The 21,016-nt window shown below is 64.1% G+C and carries 20 protein-coding genes; 14 read left to right on the forward strand and 6 right to left on the reverse strand.

The features are described 5' to 3' along the window. Positions 1 to 68: 68 nt before the first annotated feature. A complete protein-coding gene (locus XI04_RS36835; RefSeq protein WP_038947019.1) occupies positions 69 to 1,046 on the reverse strand; it encodes an SMP-30/gluconolactonase/LRE family protein in 978 nt (325 codons plus the stop codon). An 89-nt stretch (positions 1,047 to 1,135) separates the two neighbouring features. Between XI04_RS36835 and XI04_RS36840 the strand changes: the two genes are divergently transcribed. Continuing rightward, positions 1,136 to 1,960 (forward strand): NAD-dependent epimerase/dehydratase family protein, encoded by an 825-nt coding sequence (locus tag XI04_RS36840; protein WP_271609311.1) that lies wholly within the window; start codon positions 1,136 to 1,138, stop codon positions 1,958 to 1,960. Positions 1,961 to 2,203: 243 nt separating this feature from the next. Next, on the forward strand, positions 2,204 to 2,617 hold the full coding sequence (locus XI04_RS36845) for a hypothetical protein (protein WP_212476123.1): 414 nt from the start codon (positions 2,204 to 2,206) through the stop codon (positions 2,615 to 2,617). A gap of 21 nt (positions 2,618 to 2,638) precedes the next feature. On the opposite strand, the gene XI04_RS36850 is transcribed toward XI04_RS36845, so the two are convergent. Continuing rightward, positions 2,639 to 3,322, reverse strand: coding sequence for a GntR family transcriptional regulator (locus XI04_RS36850; protein ID WP_271609312.1), 684 nt, complete (start codon positions 3,320 to 3,322; stop codon positions 2,639 to 2,641). A gap of 174 nt (positions 3,323 to 3,496) precedes the next feature. On the opposite strand from XI04_RS36850, the gene XI04_RS36855 reads away from it, so the two are divergent. The 4 genes from XI04_RS36855 (at position 3,497) to XI04_RS36870 (ending at position 8,378) form a co-directional block, all read left to right on the forward strand. Next, positions 3,497 to 5,212 (forward strand): IlvD/Edd family dehydratase, encoded by a 1,716-nt coding sequence (locus tag XI04_RS36855; protein ID WP_271609416.1) that lies wholly within the window; start codon positions 3,497 to 3,499, stop codon positions 5,210 to 5,212. 55 nt (positions 5,213 to 5,267) lie between these two features. Next, positions 5,268 to 6,275 carry a TRAP transporter substrate-binding protein gene (locus XI04_RS36860; protein ID WP_271609313.1) on the forward strand — a complete coding sequence of 336 codons (1,008 nt, stop codon included), beginning with the start codon at positions 5,268 to 5,270 and terminating at the stop codon, positions 6,273 to 6,275. Positions 6,276 to 6,462: 187 nt separating this feature from the next. Next, on the forward strand, positions 6,463 to 7,041 hold the full coding sequence (locus XI04_RS36865) for a TRAP transporter small permease (protein ID WP_038971864.1): 579 nt from the start codon (positions 6,463 to 6,465) through the stop codon (positions 7,039 to 7,041). After that, complete coding sequence (locus tag XI04_RS36870; protein WP_271609314.1) at positions 7,038 to 8,378, forward strand: TRAP transporter large permease; 1,341 nt, start codon at positions 7,038 to 7,040, stop codon at positions 8,376 to 8,378. The genes XI04_RS36865 and XI04_RS36870 overlap by 4 nt, the downstream gene beginning before the upstream one ends. Here XI04_RS36870 and XI04_RS36875 read toward each other — a convergent pair. Together XI04_RS36875 and XI04_RS36880 are read right to left on the reverse strand one after the other, a co-directional pair. Continuing rightward, entirely contained in the window at positions 8,338 to 8,946 is a 609-nt protein-coding gene (locus tag XI04_RS36875; RefSeq protein ID WP_028143470.1) for a histidine phosphatase family protein, read from the reverse strand. The genes XI04_RS36870 and XI04_RS36875 overlap by 41 nt on opposite strands. Then, on the reverse strand, positions 8,943 to 9,737 hold the full coding sequence (locus XI04_RS36880; protein WP_212476121.1) for an enoyl-CoA hydratase/isomerase family protein: 795 nt from the start codon (positions 9,735 to 9,737) through the stop codon (positions 8,943 to 8,945). Before XI04_RS36880 ends, XI04_RS36875 begins: the two co-directional genes overlap by 4 nt. A gap of 227 nt (positions 9,738 to 9,964) precedes the next feature. Between XI04_RS36880 and XI04_RS36885 the strand changes: the two genes are divergently transcribed. Continuing rightward, positions 9,965 to 11,185: an NAD(P)/FAD-dependent oxidoreductase gene (locus XI04_RS36885; protein ID WP_028143468.1), complete on the forward strand. Its 1,221-nt coding sequence runs from the start codon at positions 9,965 to 9,967 to the stop codon at positions 11,183 to 11,185. Here the strand turns inward: XI04_RS36885 and rbsK are convergent. After that, positions 11,182 to 12,096, reverse strand: a complete 915-nt coding sequence (gene rbsK / locus XI04_RS36890) for a ribokinase (RefSeq protein WP_028143467.1) — start codon at positions 12,094 to 12,096, stop codon at positions 11,182 to 11,184. The two genes, XI04_RS36885 and rbsK, sit on opposite strands and share 4 nt — an antisense overlap. A gap of 6 nt (positions 12,097 to 12,102) precedes the next feature. Further along, a complete protein-coding gene (locus XI04_RS36895; RefSeq protein WP_028143466.1) occupies positions 12,103 to 12,996 on the reverse strand; it encodes a sugar kinase in 894 nt (297 codons plus the stop codon). 223 nt (positions 12,997 to 13,219) lie between these two features. On the opposite strand from XI04_RS36895, the gene XI04_RS36900 reads away from it, so the two are divergent. The 7 genes from XI04_RS36900 (at position 13,220) to XI04_RS36930 (ending at position 20,884) form a co-directional block, all read left to right on the forward strand. Continuing rightward, positions 13,220 to 14,068 (forward strand): VOC family protein, encoded by an 849-nt coding sequence (locus XI04_RS36900; RefSeq protein ID WP_028143465.1) that lies wholly within the window; start codon positions 13,220 to 13,222, stop codon positions 14,066 to 14,068. A 214-nt stretch (positions 14,069 to 14,282) separates the two neighbouring features. Further along, the gene (locus XI04_RS36905; RefSeq protein ID WP_173015882.1) at positions 14,283 to 14,990 is read left to right on the forward strand and encodes a TetR/AcrR family transcriptional regulator; all 708 of its coding nucleotides are present in this window, start codon (positions 14,283 to 14,285) and stop codon (positions 14,988 to 14,990) included. A gap of 367 nt (positions 14,991 to 15,357) precedes the next feature. Then, positions 15,358 to 16,167 carry an ABC transporter permease gene (locus XI04_RS36910; protein ID WP_271609315.1) on the forward strand — a complete coding sequence of 270 codons (810 nt, stop codon included), beginning with the start codon at positions 15,358 to 15,360 and terminating at the stop codon, positions 16,165 to 16,167. Positions 16,168 to 16,221: 54 nt separating this feature from the next. Then, on the forward strand, positions 16,222 to 17,214 hold the full coding sequence (locus XI04_RS36915; protein WP_028143462.1) for an ABC transporter substrate-binding protein: 993 nt from the start codon (positions 16,222 to 16,224) through the stop codon (positions 17,212 to 17,214). A gap of 151 nt (positions 17,215 to 17,365) precedes the next feature. Next, positions 17,366 to 18,208, forward strand: a complete 843-nt coding sequence (locus tag XI04_RS36920) for an ABC transporter ATP-binding protein (protein ID WP_028143461.1) — start codon at positions 17,366 to 17,368, stop codon at positions 18,206 to 18,208. A gap of 130 nt (positions 18,209 to 18,338) precedes the next feature. Continuing rightward, positions 18,339 to 19,736, forward strand: a complete 1,398-nt coding sequence (locus XI04_RS36925) for a hypothetical protein (protein WP_271609417.1) — start codon at positions 18,339 to 18,341, stop codon at positions 19,734 to 19,736. Continuing rightward, a complete protein-coding gene (locus tag XI04_RS36930) occupies positions 19,733 to 20,884 on the forward strand; it encodes a Gfo/Idh/MocA family protein (protein WP_271609316.1) in 1,152 nt (383 codons plus the stop codon). Before XI04_RS36925 ends, XI04_RS36930 begins: the two co-directional genes overlap by 4 nt. Positions 20,885 to 21,016: the final 132 nt, after the last annotated feature.

Consider the following 21,016-nt stretch of genomic DNA (forward strand, 5'->3'; position numbering starts at 1 on the left):
ACGGCCGCAAGCACGGCGTCATGCTCGCGGAAATCGGGCGTGCTTTAATGGTTGCTACGAGTGCGGCGCTAGCCGCCGAGCGCACCCTGCGTGTTCACATACAACGCGTAGATCGACTGGCTCGCCGCCATGAACAGGCGGTTGCGCTTGACGCCGCCGAAGCAGAGATTGGCGCAGCGCTCGGGCAGCGCGATGCGGCCGATCATGACGCCGTCGGGCGCGAACACCACGACGCCGTCGAGTTCGGGATCGCCCATGCCCCAGCCACACCAGAGATTGCCGTCGATGTCGCAGCGCATGCCGTCCGGCGTGCCGGGACCTGCGTCGATGTGGACGCGCTTGTTGGAAATCTTGGTGCCGTCGGGCGAAACGTCATAGGCGAGGATCTTGCGGTTCGGCACGCCGCGGGATTCCACGACGTACAATATCCTCTCGTCCGGCGAGAAGCACAGCCCGTTCGGCCCGAGCACGCCCTCTGCGACGATGGTCGCCTTGCCGGTCGCGGGATCGAGCCGGTAGACGTTCGGGTCGATCTCGGGCTCGGCCTTGTAGCCCTCGTAATTGCCGAGCAGGCCGAAGGTCGGGTCGGTGAACCAGATCGATCCGTCCGATTTAACAACGACATCGTTCGGCGAGTTCAACCGCTTGCCGTTGAATTGATCCATCAGCACGGTGATGCTGCCGTCGTATTCAGTGCGCACCACGCGCCGCCCGCCGTGCTCGCAGGTGACGAGCCGGCCCTGGCGGTCGCGCGTGTTGCCGTTGGCGAAATTGGAGGGCTTGCGGAACACGGAGACCGCGCCGGTCTCTTCCTCCCATTTGATGATGCGCTGGTTTGGGATATCGCTGCAGAGCAGATAACGCCCGTCGCCGAACCACACCGGTCCCTCGGCCCAGCGCAGGCCGGTCGCCAGCCGTTCCACCGCCGACAGTTTCAACCAGTATTTTTCGAAGCGGGGATCGAGCGCCATGATCGCGGGGTCGGGGTAATAGGTCGCCGGCCGCCAGCCTGGCCGTTCCTGGGTGTGGGACGATGCCTCATTCATGTCGGTTCTCACGTTTCGTTCCCTCTGGACAATCCTGCTATCATTAGGGACACGTGACGGCAAATTGGTCACCAACGGTGAGGGAAGACATGCCGCGTATTTTGATGACGGGAGCTTCGGGCGGAATCGGCACGAGCCTGCGAAAACTGCTGCCGCCGATCTATTCGGACCTCCTGCTGTCCGACATCAAGCCGCCCGCCGATCTCGGCGCGAACGAGAAGTTCAAGGCAGCGGACCTCGCCGATCTCGCGCAGTGCGAGGCGATATGCGAGGGCGTCGACGGCATCATCCATTTCGGCGGCTATTCGGTCGAAGGCACCTGGGACCAGATCCTCCAGGCCAACATCATCGGTGGCTACAATCTGTTCGAGGCCGCGTACCGCAAGGGCGTCAAGCGCGTGGTGTTCGCCTCGTCGAACCACGCCGTCGGCTTCTATCCGCGACACCACAGGATCGGCGCCGAGGTGACCCCGCGCCCCGACGGGCGCTACGGCGTCAGCAAGGTGTTCGGCGAAGCCGTCGGCGCGCTCTACGCCGACAAGCACGGGCTGAAGGTGACGTGCCTGCGCATCGGCAATTTCGGCGACATGCCGCTCGACCAACGCCGGCTCGCCATCTGGCTCAAGCCCGATGACCTCGTGCAGCTCTGCCGCATCGGGCTCGAGCATCCCGACATCCATTTCGAGGTGTTCTACGGCGCCTCCCTCAACGAGCGCGCCTGGTGGGACAACCACCGCGCCTATGAACTCGGCTATCGCCCCACCGGCCGCGCCGAAGATTTCCGCGAGCACGCGATGGCCGAGCAGGCCAAGCTGAAGCCGGATCCGGTCGGGGATTATTTCCAGGGCGGCACGTTCTGCAGCATGGAGTTCGATGCGGACCCGAGCCGGATTATCGATTGGAATAAGCGCTGACGCCCGACGCCCACGCAGGTGCGCTCCCTCGCCCCGTTCTTACGGGGAGAGGGTTGGGGTGAGGGGCGTCTCCGCGAGGACGGTGAAAGTCGGGGGCGCAGTACCGCTCGTAATGACGTGTTGAAGGAATGATGCTCGTCAGCAAGCATGTGACTCGCGGCGACCGCCATTGATCTAGATCAACCTCACTGCGGACATCATCCGGCTCTCGTTTCGTGCGATCGCAATTTGAGAGCCACGACAATGAGAATCAAATTGTCAGCCGTCGCGATGATCGCGACGACCGTATCAGGCCCAGCGCAAGCTGCAGCGCTCACCGAAGCCGAGGCGTTGTTCCTCGACCAGCTGGTCATCGCCTCCGTGGTGCTCGAGCAGCGGTGCGACGGTTACGAGGTTGATGGCAGCAGCAGCGTTCAGCTCGGCGCCCGGTTGCTCGGCAGTCCGGATGCGGCGATGGCCATGATCGACGCCTATGCTGCGGCCATCAAGGCCCGCGATGGCGAGAGCTACGATCCCCGCAAATTCCGCCCCGAGGTGTCCGATGCGGCCCGCAAAACCTTCAGGCGCGTCCGCACAGATCTGATCAGAAACCCGAAAAGGGCTTGCGCCGATTATGGCGAGGCGAGCATAGATCGCGGGCTACTGAGGCGGTACTGAATATTCGTGTGGCGTCACACGCTAGCGTCGCGTCTCCCCTCCAATCCTCGCCAGGTAATCACTCTTGCTGAACTGCATATGATCGACACACAACTGCGCCAGCGCCCAGCTGTCGCGTCCCCTGAGTAGCTCGATCATCATCTCATGCTGGCGCCGCGATTGCGCGAGCCCCTCGCGGTCGGCGAGGTTCTTGGCGCGCATCGGCAGGGTCAGGTTCATGTAATCCTGGAGCGAGCGGACCAGATAGGGATTGCCGCAGGCCGAGAACAGCGCGAGGTGGAAGGCGTCATTGGCTTCGTGGATGCCGCGCAGATCCTGCGCATCGGCTTTCGCGCAATATTGTCGTTGCAGCGCGGAGAGCTCGTCGATCAGCACTCGCGGCGCGGCCAGCGGGATCATCAACGCGGCCTGCCGCGTCAGCATCTCCCGGACCTCGTAGATCTGCCGGACTTCCTCGGCCGAGTAGAACCGCACGGTGGCGCCGACGTTCTTCTCCCGGCGGACGATGCCGCGCCGCTCCGCATCCACCAAGGCCTGCCGCACGAAGTGGCGGGAGGTGCCGTAGCGCGACATCAGCGCGTCTTCAGTCAGGCGCGCGCCCGGCGGCAGGCGACCGAAGATGATGTCCTCCTCCAGCCGCGCGACGACGTCGTCCGGATCGTCGCGCCGGACCGGCGTGCTGTCTGCGGTGCGAATGTCGGACATGCCTTCGGCCTCCCGGCGTCTGGCCGGCTCGCCCTGTGGAGCAGGCAAGGGACGGATTGTCAATAATTTGTGCCGAAGAAGGTGCTTATGGGCGGAGAATGCGACAATATGGACCAAGCTTATTGACAATCCACGTTCAGGCTGTACCACAATGGCAACTTGAGGAGTGGCATGATGACGAGTGGGTTGCGCAAGGGTCTGACGAGCTATGGCGATGCCGGCTTCTCGCTGTTCCTGCGCAAGGCGTTCATCAAGGCCATGGGCTATTCCGACGACGCGCTGGAGCGTCCGATCGTCGGCATCACCAATACCTATAGCGACTACAATCCCTGCCACGGCAACGTTCCGCAGATCATCGAAGCCGCCAAGCGCGGCGTGATGCTGTCGGGCGCGATGCCGTTCGTGTTTCCGACCATCTCGATCGCCGAGAGCTTTGCGCATCCGACCTCGATGTATCTGCGCAACCTGATGGCGATGGACACCGAGGAGATGATCCGGGCCCAGCCGATGGATTCGGTGATCGTGATCGGCGGCTGCGACAAGACGCTTCCGGCGCAGGTGATGGCCGCGATCAGCGCCGACCTGCCGACCGTGGTCATTCCGGTCGGGCCGATGGTGGTCGGCCATCACAAGGGCGAGGTGCTGGGCGCCTGCACCGATTGCCGCCGTCTCTGGGGCAAGTATCGCGCCGGCGAAATCGACGATGTCGAAATCGAAGCAGTGAACGGCCGCCTCGCGCCGTCGGTCGGCACCTGCATGGTGATGGGCACGGCCTCGACCATGGCCTGCATGATCGAAGCCATGGGCCTGTCGCTGCCGATGAGCGCGACGATCCCGGCGCCGCATGCCGAACGTTTCCGACTTGCGGAAGCGAGCGGCAAGGTTGCCGCCGAAATGGCCAAGACCAAGGGGCCGAAGCCGAGCGAGCTTCTGACACCCGCGTCTTTCAAGAACGCGCAGGTCGTGCTCCAGGCGATTGGCGGCTCCACCAACGGCCTGATCCATCTGACCGCGATGGCGCATCGCTCGCCGCATCGGCTCGATCTCGGAGTGTTCGACCAGATCGGCCGGGAGGTGCCGGTGCTGGTCGACCTCAAGCCGTCGGGCGAGCACTATATGGAGCATTTCCATCACGCCGGCGGCGTGCCGAAGCTGCTGGCGCAACTCGGCGACCTCGTCGATCTCGATGCCAAGACGATCTCGGGCCAAACGCTGCGCGACGTCGTCGCCAATGCGGAGGACGTGCCGGGCCAGGATGCGATCCGTCCGCGCGACAATCCGATCAAGACGGAAGGCGGCCTCGCCGTCCTGTACGGTAATCTCGCGCCGCGCGGCGCGGTGATCAAGCAATCGGCCGCGAGTCCGAAGCTGTTGAAGCACACCGGCCGCGCCGTCGTGTTCGAATCCGTCGAGGACATGACCTTGCGGGTCGACGATCCCGATCTCGACGTGACCGCCGACGACGTGCTGGTGCTGCGCAATGCCGGCCCGAAGGGCGCGCCGGGCATGCCGGAGGCGGGCTACCTGCCGATCCCGAAGAAGCTGGCGCGCGGCGGCAGCAAGGACATGGTGCGCATTTCCGATGCGCGCATGAGCGGTACCGCGTTCGGCACCATCGTTCTGCACATCACCCCGGAATCCGCCGTCGGCGGGCCGCTGGCGCTGGTGAAGAACGGCGACATGATCAGCCTCGATGTGGCCAAGCGCAGCATCGAGCTACTGGTCGATGCGGCCGAGCTGGAGCGCCGGCGCGCTGGATTGAAGCCGGCGGCTGCGCCCGATGAAGCGCGGCGCGGCTATGCCTGGCTGTTCAACGAGACCATCATGCAGGCCGACGAGGGCTGCGACTTCGATTTCATGCAGAGGACTGGGAAGACCGAGACAAGCTGACCGAACGACGAACGCTCAGACCGCACAAGCGGCGGGCATAACACAGGGGGAAACGATGATTGCACGATCCATGCCAGGATTCTTACATGGGTTGGCGGCTGCGGCCGCCGTGCTGTTCGTGACCGGGGCGGGGGCGCAGGAGGCGAAGCACTATCGCTTCGCCTACGACCAGCCGCGCAACACCGGCTATTCCATCGCGGGCGACATCTTTGCCGAAAAGCTCAAGGAGTTGAGCAAAGGCACCATGATCATCGACCAGTATCCGGGCGCGCAGCTCGGGCAGGAGCCGCAAGTGCTCCAGCTCGTAAAAGCCGGAGATGTCGAATTCTCCATCATCTCCTCCGCGAACACCGCCACGATCTCGCCGCAAGCCGGTGTGATGTCGCTGCACTATCTGTTCCGCGACGAGAACCACGTGGTCAAGGGCCTCGCGGATCCCCGCGTGTTCGAAGCGCTCAAGGCCATGATCGACGAGACCACCCAGGGCCTGCATGTGATCGCGACCGGCTCGCAGGGCGTGCGCCACATGTACGCGAAGCGGGAGATCCGCAATGTGGCTGATATCAAGGGCGCAAAGGTCCGCGTGCAGGCGACCTCGACCGAGGACACCATGTTCCCGGCCTACGGTGCCCAGACCGTGCACATGCCGTTCGGCAGCGTCTACACGAGCCTGCAGACCGGCGTCGTCGACGTCGCCGAGAACAGCATCAACGTCTACCTCGTCAACAAGCATTACGAGGTCGCGCCGGTCCTCAACATCACCGAGCACGAGGCCAACAACGCGCTGGTGTTCATCTCCGACAAGCTCTGGCAGAGCCTCTCGGCCGAGCAAAAGGGCTGGGTGCAGACCGCGGCCAACGAGATCAGCACCAAAGAGCCGGCGAAGGCATTCGAGCTGGAGCGCACCGCGGCCGAAAAGCTGAAGAAGATGGGCGTGAAGATCGTCGACAACGTCGACAAGAAGAGCTTCACGGCGGTCGCCGATCCCTATCTCGACAAGCTCGCCAAGGAGCTTGGCCCGCACGCCGAGAAGGTCAAGGACTTGATCCGGTCGATTAACTAGGGCGCTTGCGGCCATCCTTCGAGACGCCCGCCTTGCGGCGGGCCCTCAGGATGAGGTCTCGTTTCGCGGCGAGATTTTAGACCCTCATGGTGAGCAGCCCGTGAAGCGGGCGCCTCGAACCATGCAGGCCGAGCGTGATCGGCAGCTTCGCAGCTGTCACATCCGATAGCTTTGGGACGGGGGACTAATGGCCATCGCCGACAAACTGCTTGTGCATCGCCAACGCCACCTGAAATGGCGCGGGCTCGACTGGCTCGAGCTCGCGCTAATGATCCTCTGCGGCGTGCTCTGCTTTGGCTTCTCGCTGTCGGTCACCGCCGACATCGTCACCCGGACCATCGGTCATCCCTGGCTGTGGCTCCAGGAGGTGACCTCGACGCTGTTCATCTACGCGATCTTCGTCGGCACGGCGGCTGCGACCCGGCGCAACGACCACCTCTATCTCACCGCGATTTCCGAGGCGATGCACGGCACGTCGCGCATGATCGTCGAAGTCATCATCCGCATCGTCGTGCTCGGGGTTGCGTTCTGCCTGATCTGGTACGGCTATCAGAATTATCTGCGCGGCTTCGGCAGCTTTCGGTTGCCGTCCGGCACCCCGATCGCCTCGCTCTACGCGATCATTCCGCTCTCGGGCGTGCTGATCGGCCTGTTCACCATCGAGCAGCTGGTCAACGGCCTGCGCAACGGCTTTGATCATCCCGAGCCGCCCGAGGAAGATGGAGCGCCCATCGTCACCGACGCGCAGGCGAGGGCGCAGCTATGAGCGCTCCTGTTGTCCTGGCGTTGATGACGGTCTGCTTCCTGTCGTTCGGCTATCTCGGCGTGCCGGTGCCGTTCTCGCTGATGGCCGGCGTCTTCATCGGCGCGATCCTGTCCGACGTCTCGCTCGCCGCCATCATCCAGAAGATCTTTGACGGCGTCGATTCCGAGGCGCTGCTGGCGATCCCGTTCTTCCTGCTGGTCGGCGAGCTCATGAGTTCGGCGAATGTGGTGGTGCGAATAGCCAATCTCTCGGTATCGCTGGTCGGTCACATCAGGGGCGGGCTGTCGCAGGTCGTGGTCGTCTTCAGCATGTTCTTCTCGGAAATGTCGGGCTCGACCACCGCCGACGTCGCCGTGATGAGCCGGGCGCTGGGCGGCCCGATGAAGCGCGAAGGCTATGATCCGGCCTTCATCGCCGCCATCATCGCCTCGGCCTCCACAATCGCCGCGCTGGTGCCGCCGAGCATTACCGCCGTCGTCTATGGCGCGGTCGGCAACGTCTCGATCGCCGGCCTGTTCATGGCGGGCGTGGTGCCCGGCCTGATGATCGGCTTCGGTCTGATGCTTTATTGCTACTTCTTCGGCCCCTCCGGCCTGCGCAAGCCGCGCGCGCCGCTGCGGCAGGTGGTGTTCGCGGCCGGCGATGCGGCCTTGCCGCTGATGATCCCGGTGATCCTGCTCGGTGGCATCCTGACCGGCTGGTTCACGCCGACCGAAGCCGGCGTGGTCGCCGTGGTCTGGATCGTCCTGGTCGTGATCCCCGCGCTCAATCGCGGGCACATCAAGAGAATCCCTTACGATTTCTGCATTGCCGGACTGATCTTCTCGCTGCCGCTGGTCACCATCGGCGCAGCCAATGCCTTCGGCTGGATGCTCGCTTATCTGCGGGGTGCGAGCTACATCGCCGAAATCATCACCTCGATGGCAGGTAACGATCCGCATCTGATCATGCTGCTGATGGTGCTGCTTTTCACCATCGTCGGCGACTTCATCGAACCGGTGCCGACCATCATCATCTTCATGCCGCTGGTCAACACACTGACGGAGGCCGGTGACATCAATAGCGTCCATATGGGCGTGGTGCTGATCGCCACGCTCGCCTTCGGCCTGATCACGCCGCCTTACGGGCTGGTGCTGCTGATGGCGTCGAAATTCGTCGGCATAAGTTTCGCGAAAGCGCTACGCGCTGCGTTGCCGATCTATCTGGTGTTCCTGGGGACGATCGCATTCGCGATCTACTTCCCGAGCGTGGTGCTGTGGCTGCCGCAGAAGGTGCTGCCGGAATCGGTCGGCTGCTTCAAGTCGCCGGCGGGGACGGGCTATATCTGTCCAAAGTAACGACTTGCTCGACCCGCCAATGCGCGCCGTCGCAGACGTAGCGAAACGGCGTGCCGTGGCTGTTCTTGAAGTAGCTGCCGGACAGCGCGTTGGCCATCCCCTGCATCACCGCGTCATGGCAGACGAACAGGAGATCGTCGCCGGGATGACGGTCGAGCCACGCGGCGACGCAAGCCAGCGACCGTTCCGTCATGGCGTCCCAGCTCTCGCCGTCGGCCGGCAGGATCGAGACGAGGCCCGTCGCCGACGTGACGCCGTGCTTGATCATGAGGTCGCGGACAGGCAGGCCTTCAAAGCTTCCGAAGTCGAACTCGATGATGCCGTCGTCGATCGCCAGCGGCACCGCGATCGCGGCCGCGATGATCTCGGCCGTTCGTGCCGCGCGGGCCAAGGGACTTGCAACGATTCGGCTGATGCCGGCGCCGCGCAGCATGTCCACGGCCTCGTGCGCCTGCCGGAGGCCGTCCTCGTTCAGCGGATTGTCGGTCCGCCCCTGGAATCGTCCCTCGCGATTCCAGTCGGTCGCGCCGTGACGAAGGCCGTAGAACGTACGCGCTGGTGTCGTCACTTTGACTTGCTCGTGAATTTCTTCACGGCGCTGCGAAATTCCTCCGTGTTCATCGCCATGATGATCTTGTGTTCCTCGGCATCGAGCTGCTGCTTCACCGGCGTGGTGGCGGCCTGATAGACCAGCGATTTGGTGCCGGCGATTGCAGCCGGTGGGTTCTGCGCCAGACGCTCGGCGAGTTTTCGCGTGGCCGCCTTCAGTTCGGTGGCCGGAACCGTCTTGGCGACGAGGCCCCATTCATAGGCCTGCTGCGCGGTAAAGTTGTCCTCGGACAGGAAGATCTGCAGCGCCCGGCGGGAGCCGACCGTGCCGACGATGCCGACCGTCGAACCGCCGTCCGGCGACACTCCGATCTTGGCATAGGCGGGTGTGAACTTGGCGTCATCAGCGGCGATGCAGAGATCGGTGACGAAGGCGAGGCCCATGCCGGCGCCGGCCGCCGAGCCGTGCACGCTGGATAACGAAATTTTCGGCATGCGCCTGACGATCTCGATGAAGGCGTGATAGTGCTTCAAGAGCTCGCCGACCACGGGCGTCACCGTGCCCGCTTCGGCGGCGGCACCAATCGTCTGCAGGTCGCCGCCGGCCGAGAAGGCACGGCCTTCGCCTTCGAGCACGACGACCCTGATGTCGTCAGCGGCTTCGATATAGGCCGCGAGCTGCTCGAGCTTCTGCGCGATGGCGAGATTGATGGAGTTGAACGCGGCGGGACGGTTGAGCGTGATGGTCGCGATCGGGCCGTCGATCCGCAGCAGGGCGGGATCATCGGGCAGGGAGATGGGAGCTGGCATCTGGAATATCCCCGGCATGAGGTGGCTCGTGCGACTAAATCGCAGAAGCGGAGGAGTGACAATCCCCGACCGCCGCCCTTGCGCGGGGCGAAACGATAGGCTCAAATGGGGCCGCCTTCGCCAAGGGACGGACACGAGCGCCGGCTCCTCGTAAGGCCAGCAACCAAAATCAGCGAGAGAGGAGACGACATGGGTCACGCTCGTGTCTTCCGGAAATGGGCTGTCCAATGAGCGACGGTCCGGTGATCATCGTCGGTGCCGGCCATGGCGGCTATCAGGTCGCGGCATCGCTGCGCCAGGCGGGCTTTTCGCAGCGCATTTGCCTGATCAATGACGAGGCGCATCTGCCCTATCAGCGGCCGCCCTTGTCCAAGGCCTATATCAAGGGCTCGGCCGGGCCGGAGAGCCTGATGTTCCGGCCGGAGAAATTTTATCAGGACCAGAAGATCGAGCTGATCGCGGGCCGCGCAGTGTCGATCGATCGCGCTGGCCACAAGGTGCTGCTCGCCTCGGGCGAGACGCTGGCCTACGCTCACCTCGTGCTGGCCACCGGCGCACGCAACCGGCTGCTCGACCTGCCCAACGCCAATCTGCCCGACGTGAAATATTTGCGCATCCTCGACGAGAGCGATGCGCTGCGTGCGATCATGCCCTCGAAGACACGGGTCGTGGTGATCGGCGCCGGTTTCATTGGTCTCGAATTCGCGGCCACCGCCCGGATCAAGGGCCTCGAGGTCGACGTGCTCGAGCTTGCCCCGCGCGTGATGGCGCGTGCGGTGACGGCGGAGGTGTCGGAGTATTTTCAGGAACGCCATCGCGAGGCCGGTATCCGCGTCCATCTCGGCGTGCAGGCGACCTCGATCGAGGCAGAAGGCGGCAAGGTCACAGGGGTCTCCCTGAGCGACGGACGGCATCTGCCCGCCGATCTCGTCGTGGTCGGCGTCGGCGTGCTGCCGAACATCGAGCTTGCGGCTGAGGCCGGGCTGCCGGTCGCCGCCGGCATCATCGTCGACGAATATCTGTCGACGGCTGACCCTGACATCTCCGCGATCGGCGATTGCGCGCTGTTCGCAAGCCCCCGCTTCGGCGGATCGCTGCGGCTCGAATCAGTTCAGAACGCCACCGACCACGCCCGCTGCCTCGCCGCGCGGCTGACGGGCGACAAGAAGCCGTACGACAGCCATCCCTGGTTCTGGAGCGACCAGGGCGACGACAAGCTCCAGATCTCAGGCCTCACCACCGGCTACGACCGCGTCGTGCTGCGTGGCAGCGCCGCGAACAAGGCGTTCTCCGCGTTCTGCTACAAGGGTGAGACGCTGCTCGGCATCGAATCGATCAACCGCGCCGGTGACCACATGTTCGGCCGGCGGTTGCAGGGCATGAATCGCTCGATCACGCCGGCGCAGGCTGCGGACGAAAGCTTTGACCTGAAGAGCGCGCTGGCTTAGGGCGCCGACAACACAGCAGCAACTTCCCTGGCCGTCGGCATCGACGGCCCCGCGCCCATGCGCTGCACGCTGATCGAGGCGGCGGCGTTGGCGAAGGCGAGGGCGGCACGCAAGGGCACACCGTCAGCCAGTTGCGCGGCGAGCGCGCCGACAAAACAATCGCCGGCCCCGGTGGTATCGACCGCCTTCACGGCACGCCCGGGCACGGCGGCCTCTTCGCGCCCCGCAAGCGCAAGCACGCCGCGCCTGCCGAGCGTGACGCAGATGCTCTGGTCCGCGCGCGCCTGAAGTTTTCGCGCGACATCGAAGATCTTCGCGGCCTCGTCGCCGTCGGACAATTCCTCACCGGCGAGGAAGCCGAGTTCGGTCTCGTTCAGCACGAGGATGTCGACCAGCGCGAGCAGCTCACCGGACATCTTTTGCGCCGGCGCCGGGTTGAGCACGGTCACGACGCCGGCCTCGCGTGCGCGCCGGAAGAACGCGGCGATCGTCGGCAGCGGGATCTCGAACTGGCTGACCGCGACATCACCCTTCGTCAGCGGCACGTCCGCCACATCATCCGCGCCGACCTGCGCATTGCTGCCGGGAATGACGACGATGGTGTTATCTGAGGCCGCGACGGTGATGATCGCAGTGCCGGTGTGGGTGTCGGCGTCGCGCACCGAGCCGAGATCGATGCCTTGCGCGCCGAGGAACGTCTTTAGCTCAGCGCCAAAGGAATCCTTCCCCAGCCGCCCTATCAGCGTGGTCCGCGCGCCAAGCCGTGACGCCGCCACCGCCTGGTTCGCACCCTTGCCGCCTGGAAAATACAGTACCTCGCGGCCGGCGACGGTCTCGCCGACGCGCGGGTGGCGATCGGCGGTCGCCACCACATCCATGTTGATGCTGCCGGCGACGAAAACGCGCCCCATCTGGATCTAAACCCTGACCTCGAACTCGTGCCGAACCTTGGCGATATCGACGAGCGTCGGCAAGCCGGCCTCGTTGCCGAGGCGCTGGATCTTGAAGGTCGAGGCGGCTCGGGCAAAATCAAAGTGCTCGCGCCAGCTTTTGCCGGGATGAGCGAGGTAGGAATAGACATAGGCGCCGTGGAAAACGTCGCCGGCGCCGTTGGTGTCGATCACGCGCTCGCGCGGGATCGGCATCGCCGGCATGATCTCGACCGCACCTGTCTCGTTGTACCAGAGCAGGCCCTTCTCGCCCATGGTGATGCCGCCGATCTTGCAGCCGCGGCTCTTGAGATAGTCGAGCATCTTCTCCGGCGTCAGGTCCATCTGCTCGCACAGGCGCTCGGCGACGATGGCAACGTCGATATATTCCAGCAGCTCATGCGTGTTGGTGCGCAGGCCGCCGCCGTCGAGCGAGGTCAGGATGCCGGCCTCGCGGCAGACCTTGGCGTAGTGGATCGCGGCATCCGGCTGATGACCATCCACGTGCAGCGCGCGGCAGCCGCCGAGATTGAGCATCGGAAAGGGATGGATGTGCTCGTCGTCGCGGCAGCGGACGATGGCACGCTTGCCGTCCTTGGGCATGATGAAGGAGAGCGAGGACTGGTTCACCTTCCGCCCGTGCAGCGAGATCGCGTATTTCGCGCACATGTCCTGGAACATGCGCCCCAGCCAGTCATTGGCCGCGGTAGCGATCAGGTCAGGCACGATGCCGAGCTTGGCGCAGCAGAACGCCGCCGTCACCGCGTTGCCGCCGAAGGAGACCGCGTAGTCCGAGGCCACGTGCTTCTCGTCCCCGGTCGGCATATGGTCGGTGATGAAGACGACGTCGATATAGGTCTGTCCGATGAAGAGAGCCTGCATTGCTTGTCCGTCATGCGCTTTGTGGTCCAGGCCGGCGCGCTTACTGTAGCACCGGTTCCGCTCAGGGATCGCTGAAATTATTCGCAAATCTGCCGCCCCAAGCGCTTGAGGTCAGCATGAGGCCGGAATACGACCATCACCGGGCAATGCCAAGCCCGGACAAACGCCGTGTTTCGGCGCATTGGTTCCAGGTCAATAAAAGGGTCGATCAAAAGGGGGACATATGATCACCGGCCTCGATCACGTCGTCGCTCTGGTCAGGGATATCGGTGCAGCCAAGGCGGCCTACCAGACGCTGCTCGCCCGCGCGCCGGCCTGGCAGAACTCCGGCGAGGGCGCCGACCGCGTGTTGTTCACCCTCGAGAACATGACGATCGAATTGATGGCGCCGAGCGGTTTCAGCGTGACGGCCGATCGCATGCGCGCGCTGCTCGACGACCAGGAGGGCGTGCTCGCCAGCCTGTGCTTTCGTGTCGCAGACATGAGCAGGATGCAGCGGCGGCTGCAGCGGGTGGCCTTGAGCCCGGATCCGGTTGCCGAGGTCGAAAGCAGCGATGACGAGTCGGGCGCCGTCCTGCACTGGAAGCGCACGCGCGCCGCCACGGAACTCACGCGCGGCGTGCGCATGTTCTTCCTCGAACTGGCCGACGAGCGTCCGCTCTCCCCCGCGACCGACATCGCGCCGATCGACGCACTCGACCACGTCGTGGTCACCACCGAGGATTCCGAACGCGCTGCCGCGCTCTATGGCGCACGGCTCGGGCTCGATTTGGCGCTCGACCGTTCGCACCAGGATTGGGGCCAGCTGATGTTCTTCCGCTGCGGCGATCTGATCGTCGAGGTGGTCCGACGGCCGGTCGCCGGCGGCGACCTTGCGCATGACCGGCTCTGGGGCCTGAGCTGGCGGGTCGCCGACATCGACGCCACGCGCGCCCGCCTGATCGCCGCCGGCCTCGACGTCACCGAGGTCCGCAACGGCCGCAAGCCCGGCACGCGAATCATGACGGTGCGCAACGGCACCTGCGGCATTCAGACGGTCCTGCTGGAGCGCTCGCCGAAGCCGGTGGAGTGAAAGCGCCGCTTTCTCCGTTCGAAGACTCCCATAGGGTGGGCAAAGCGAAGCGTGCCCACGTCTTTGCCCAATTGATGCGAAGACGTGGGCACGGCGCAAGAGCGCCTTTGCCCACCCTACGAAACCGGCTTGCTTGGCTTTCACTGTCGCGAAACTATGCGGCGGGCTGCCCGCGTGTTACACGCGTACCGACAGCACCCAGCGAGCACCCGGTTTGGCGAAGGCAAAGCGAACTCTGAAATGGCAGCGCGATCCCGAGGGGATGCGACTGCGCATTCTCGAAGCCGCCAAGCAGGAGTTTTCCGCTCACGGGCTCGCCGGCGCTCGCGTCGACCGCATTGCGGCCAAGGCCGGCGCCAACAAGCGCATGCTCTACTACCACGTCGGCAACAAGGACGAGCTTTACCTCGCGGTGCTCGAAGGCGCCTATGACAAGATCCGCAGCGAGGAGCGCGGGCTCGATCTCGAGCACCTCGAGCCGCCCGAGGCGATCCGGCGCCTGATCGAGTTCACCTGGAATTACTTCCTGCGCAATCCCGAATTCCTGTCGCTGCTTCAGACCGAGAACCTCGCGCGCGCAAAGCACCTGAAGCGCTCGACCAAGGTCAAGTCGATGCACTCGCCCTTCGTCGAGATGATCCGCACCGTGGTCCGGCGCGGCGTCGACAGCGGCGACTTCCAAGTCGCAGTCGATCCGGTGCAGCTCTACATCTCGATCGCAGGGCTCTGCTTCTTCTATCTCTCGAACTCGGCGACCCTCAGCGTGATCTTCGGCCGCGACCTCCTGGACAAAAAGGCCAAGGACGAGCGGCTGGCGCACATGGTCGGCCTGGTGCTGGCCGCGCTGACCGGGCAGTCGGTCGCGCTGTTCGAGATCGCGAAGGCGCCGAAGTCGCGCGCCACGGTGGCGCAAACGGTTTAGGGCGGTCTGGTCCCGCGCATTGGTGGACGGATCGTCCGTCGTTTTCTCAATCTCCGCCGTTATTGCCCGCTTTCACTGATATGACGTCGAGAGTGGAGCGGTCTCGTGCCCCGGACGCAGCGCAGCGCGTCTTCGCGGTGCGCTGCAGAGCCGGGGCCCATGGATCGACGGGACGCGTGGCTCCTGGGTCCCGGCTCTGCGCAGCAACGCAAGAGCGCTGCAGCGCGTCCGGGACACGGAGGCGACCGTTCCATTTCCAAAGCACCTGGGAACCGCCGCCGCAAAACGTCACAGTAAATCCTCTAGACAGTATTTATCCAACGGGTTAATTTCTCTCCACAATGAAGAAGACTGCCGGGAGTGAAAATTGGCCGAGCCGAAGCCGCAGAATGCGATCTCCAAGGTGCTGAATGCGGCCTGGGTTCGGCCGTTCTTGTTCCTCGTCTTCATCGTCGTGGCCTGGGATCTGGCCATCCGGTTGTTCCGAATCCCTGCCTACCAGATCCCGTCGCCTCTCGACGTCGTCGCGGTGCTGCGTACCGACTGGCCGGAATTGCTGCGCCAGTCCTGGCCGACAACCTATGCGACGGTCTGCGGTTTCGCGCTATCCGCTCTGTTCGGCATTCCCGTCGCGATGCTGATTGCGGGTTCGAAGACGGTGGAGAGCTACATCTATCCGCTGCTGGTGTTCTCGCAATCCGTGCCCAAGATCGCGATCGCGCCGCTGTTCGTGGTCTGGTTCGGCTTCGGCATCATTCCAAAGGTCATCTCGGCGTTCCTGCTCGGCTTCTTCCCGGTGGTGGTCTCGGCGGTGCAGGGCTTCAAGTCGGTCGATCCTGACATGGTCGATCTCGCCCGCGCCATGCAGGGCAGCCGCTTCCAGGTGTTTTGTGCGGTGAATCTGCCGCACGCGCTGCCGGCGATCTTCTCGGGTCTCAAAGTGTCGGTGACGCTCGCGGTGGTCGGCGCCGTCGTCGGGGAGTTCGTGGGGTCCAATTCCGGCATCGGCTATGTGATGCAGCGCTCGATCGGCACGTTCGATCTGCCGACGATGTTCGCGGCCCTGGTGATCCTCGCGCTGCTCGGCGTGATCCTGTTCGGGATCGTCGACAGGATCGAGAAGCTGGTCATTCCCTGGCATGTCAGCCAGCGCGAGGACGTGATTTTCGCTTCTTAACTAAAGCACAACGGCCACCAACGGCCGAAACAACAACGGCAAGGGAGAGTGACGATGAAGCGGTTGATTGGGGCTGCATCAGTGGCGCTGATGGTTTTTGCGGCCGTGCCGGCGCAGGCGGCCGACAAGGTCGTGCTGATGTTGAACTGGTACGTCTACGGCGAGCACGCGCCGTTCTATTACGGCAAGGCCAAGGGCATCTACGCAGCCGAAGGCATCGAGCTCGAAATCCAGGAAGGCCGGGGCTCGGCTGCGACCACACAGGCCGTCGCCGCCAAGACCGCCGATTTCGGCTATGTCGACGTTCCCACCATGATGCGCGCCGCCATCAAGGGCGCGCCTGTCGTTGCAACCGGCGTGCTGCTGCAGACCTCACCGATGTCCGCCATGGGTTTTGCTGACAAGAACATCAAAAAGCCCGAGGACATCAAGGGCAAGACGGTGGCGATCACGCCGGCCGATTCCATGACCCAGATCTGGCCGCTGTTCCTGAAGAAGACCGGCCTGAAGGAGAGCGACTTCCAGACCGTCGCAGGCGACGGCCAGACCAAGCTCAACGCGGTCATCAACGGCCAGGCTGATCTGCTGCTCGGCTACGTCATGGACCAGTCGATGAAGATCAAGGACGCCACCGGCAAGGACGTCTACCCGATCAAGTTCGCCGACTACGGCATCAACATGGTCTCCTCGGGCATCATTGCCAATGCCGACTATGTGAAAGCCAATGCCGATCTGGTCCGCCGCTTCATGTCGGCGACGACCAAGGCGGTCGAAGCCGCCGAGAAGGAGCCGAAGGCCGCCGCACAGTCGATCCTCGATGCCAACCCCAAGGGCGGCAAGATCGACACGCTGACGCAGGGCTTTGAGCTGACGATTCCGCTGTACCGGACCGCGGAGACCAAGAGCAAGCGGCCGTTCCAGGTCACCGACCAGAACATGACGGACTCGGTCAATCTGATGGTCGAATATGGCGGCCTCGATGCCAAGGCCAAGGACAACCCGAAGGCCTTCTACACCAACGACTATCTGCCGAAGAGCGGCTCGTGAGCGATCAATATTCGCCGTCGTCCCTGCGAACGCAGGGACCCATTACCACCGGCCTCGATTGTTACGAAAGGTCTCACTCCGCGTGCCCGGACGCGCCGGCACGGCGTATGGGTCCCTGCGTTCGCAGGGACGACGGGGGGAGAGCGCTGCGATGAACCCTGCGACCAAACCAATCGACGTCCAGCCGGCCGCGCATCTGAGACTGGTGAACGACCGGGCCGGTGATGCCTCGGGCATCAAGCTCTCCGGCGTGTCCAAAACCTACCGGACGCGCGACGGCGATGTGCCGTCGCTGCGTCCGCTCGACTTCCACATCAATGACGGCGAGTTCTTCGTCGTGGTCGGGCCATCCGGCTGCGGCAAGTCCACGCTGCTCAAGCTGATCTCGGGCTTGCTGCCGCCGACCGCGGGCGAGATCCTGGTCGAGGGCGAGAAGGTGACGACGCCGCACGGCAATGTCGGCATCGTCTTCCAGAACGCGTTGCTGCTGCCCTGGCGCAACATCCTGTCCAACGTCATGCTGCCGATCGACATGAAGCGGCTGCCGCGGGACGAATATCTTGCCCGTGCCAAGGCGCTGTTGAAGCTCGTCGGGCTCGAAGGCTTCGAGAAGAAGCTGCCCTGGCAGCTTTCCGGCGGCATGCAGCAACGTGCCTCGATCTGCCGCGCGCTGGTGCACGACCCCAAGATTATGCTGATGGACGAGCCGTTCGGCGCGCTGGACGCGCTGACGCGCGAGCGCATGAATGTCGAGTTGATGCGGATTCAGCGCGAAACCAGGAAGACGGTGCTGCTGATCACGCATTCGATTCCGGAAGCCGTGTTCCTCGCCGACCGCGTCCTCGTCATGACCGAGCGTCCCGGCGCGGTCGCTGCGATCTACGACGTGCCGCTGCCGCGCCCGCGCTCGCTCGACGTGATGGCCGATCCGGTGTTTACCGAACTCGTGCAGCGCATCCGCAAGCATTTCTTCTCGCAAGGGGCATTGGACTAGAGACGATGGGAGAAGCTCTACTTCCCAGAGCGTCATGGCCGGGCTTGTCCGGGCCATCCGCGTCCTGCCCCGCGCGACGAGGAACGTGGATGCCCGGGACAAGCCTGGGCATGACGACCTTTCCAGGACCATCCCCGTGCGCCTGAAGCTGCGAGACATCGCCTTCTTCGAACGTCCCGTGCAGTTCGCGCGGCCGTTCCGCTTCGGCGCGATCACGATCAACGCGACGCCGCAGCTGTTCGTGCGCGCCGAGATCGAGGTCGAGGGCAGGGGCGTCGCGGTCGGCGCCAGCGCCGAGCTGCTGGTGCCAAAATGGTTCGACAAGCGGCCGGAATTGTCGCCGGCGCAGACGGTCGATGGCCTGCGCCGCTCGCTGGAGATTGCGCGCGGGCTCTATTTGGCACGGACCGGATTCTTGACGGCGTTCGATCTGCATGCCTCGTGCATCGGTGCGCAGGTCGCGACGTGTGCGAAAAAGAACATTCCGCCGCTCGCCGCGGCTTACGGTCCGGCGGAGATCGACAAGGCGATCCTCGATGCGTTGCTGCGCGCCGCCGAAACCAGCTTCTTCGATGGAATGGCCGGCAACATCGCCGGCATCGATGCGCGACTCTCACCTGACCTCGTGGGATTGGACATCACCACCTTTCTCTCCGGCCGGGTACCGCTGGAGCGTGTTGCCATCAGGCATACCGTAGGCCTTGATGATGCCGTCGAAGGCGAGCGCGGCGTCGCCGATGCCCGCGAGAACTCCGGTGCACGATACTTCAAGCTGAAGCTGTCGGGCGATCCCGCAGCCGACGCGGCGCGGCTCTCCCGCATCGGCAAGGAGCTCGCTACGCTGGGACACGACTACAAGGTGACGCTCGACGCCAACGAGCAATATGCCGACCTCGCTGCGTTGCAGGCGCTGATGGGCCGGCTCGATCACGACGCAGCGCTACGCCCGATCGCCACGCGCTTGCTCTATGTCGAGCAGCCGATGCCGCGCGACATCACGAGGCAATCGCCGCTTGGCGCATTGGCCGCGCACGGCTTCATCATCGACGAGGCCGACGATTCCTACGATGCCTTCCCGGCAGCGCGGGCGCTCGGCTATTGCGGCATTTCCTCGAAATCCTGCAAGGGGCTCTACAAGTCCATTATCAACGCGACGCGCGCCGCGAAATGGAGCGCGAACGGCGAGAGGTTCTTCGTCACCGGCGAGGACCTCACCTGCCAAGCCGGCCTCGCCGTGCAGCAGGACCTCGCGCTCGGCGCCTTCCTCGGTGTCACCCACGCCGAACGCAACGGCCATCACTATGTCGACGGCTTTGGCGACACGCCTCTCGCTGAAGCGCAGGCGTTCGCCGCCGCGGATCCCGATCTCTACGCCGATACCGGGCAGGGCATCCGGCTCTCCATTCACGACGGCGATCTCCTGACGGGATCGCTTCATGCAACGGGCTTTGCGACGTCGGTCCATCCGGACTGGTCGGCGCTTCTCCCGCTCGAACAGTCAAGATCACTTCAGGAGCATTTGACATGACCACCCAACGCCTCGGCCTCATCATGAACGGCGTCACCGGCCGCATGGGGCTCAATCAGCATCTGATCCGCTCGATCGTCGCGATCCGCGAGCAGGGCGGTGTACGGCTGAAGAACGGCGACCGCGTGATGCCCGATCCGATCCTGGTCGGCCGCAGCGCCGAGAAGGTCGAGGCGCTTGCCAAGCGCTACAACATCACACGTTGGACCACCGACCTCGATGCGGCGCTCGCCGACAAGAACGACACCATGTTCTTCGACGCCGCGACCACGCAGGCGCGCCCGGGCCTGTTGACCCAGGCGATCAGTGCCGGCAAGCACGTCTATTGCGAGAAGCCGATCGCGACGAACTTCGAGGAGGCGCTCGAAGTCGTCAAGCTCGCCAATGCCAAGGGTGTCAAGCACGGCACGGTGCAGGACAAGCTGTTCCTGCCAGGCCTGAAGAAGATCGCCTTTTTGCGCGATTCCGGTTTCTTCGGCCGCATCCTCTCGGTGCGCGGCGAGTTCGGCTATTGGGTGTTCGAAGGTGGTTGGCAGGAAGCGCAGCGGCCGTCCTGGAACTATCGCGACGAAGACGGCGGCGGTATCATTCTGGACATGGTCTGCCACTGGCGCTACGTGCTCGACAACCTCTTCGGCAATGTCCAGAGCGTGGTCTGCATCGGTAACACCGACATCCCCGAGCGTTTCGACGAGCAGGGCAAGAAGTACCAGGCGACCGCGGATGATTCCGCTTACGCGACCTTCCAGCTCGAAGGCGGTGTCATCGCCCACATCAACATGTCCTGGGTGACGCGCGTCTATCGCGACGACCTCGTCACCTTCCAGGTCGACGGCACGCATGGCTCGGCGGTCGCCGGGCTCAGCGACTGCATGATCCAGGCGCGGCAGGCTACCCCGAGGCCGGTCTGGAATCCCGACGAGAAGCGGCTGCACGATTTCTACGGCGACTGGCAGAAGCTGCCTGACAACGTCAGCTACGACAACGGCTTCAAGGAGCAGTGGGAGATGTTCATCCGCCACGTCTACGAGGACGCGCCCTACAAGTTCACGCTGCTCGAAGGTGTCAAGGGCGTGCAGCTTGCCGAATGCGCGCTCAAGAGCTGGAAGGAACGGCGTTGGATCGACGTCGCGCCGATCAAGGCGTGAGATCGAATAGATAGAGTCCCGATGTCTGCCAAGCCGTCGTTGCGAGCGGAGCGAGGCAATCCAGAGTCTTTCCGCAGAGGAGCCTGGATTGCTTCGTTGCTCCGCTCCTCGCAATGACGGGGAGAGGTCCGA

This window comes from Bradyrhizobium sp. CCBAU 11430 (assembly GCF_028128855.1).
GTDB lineage: Bacteria > Pseudomonadota > Alphaproteobacteria > Rhizobiales > Xanthobacteraceae > Bradyrhizobium > Bradyrhizobium ottawaense.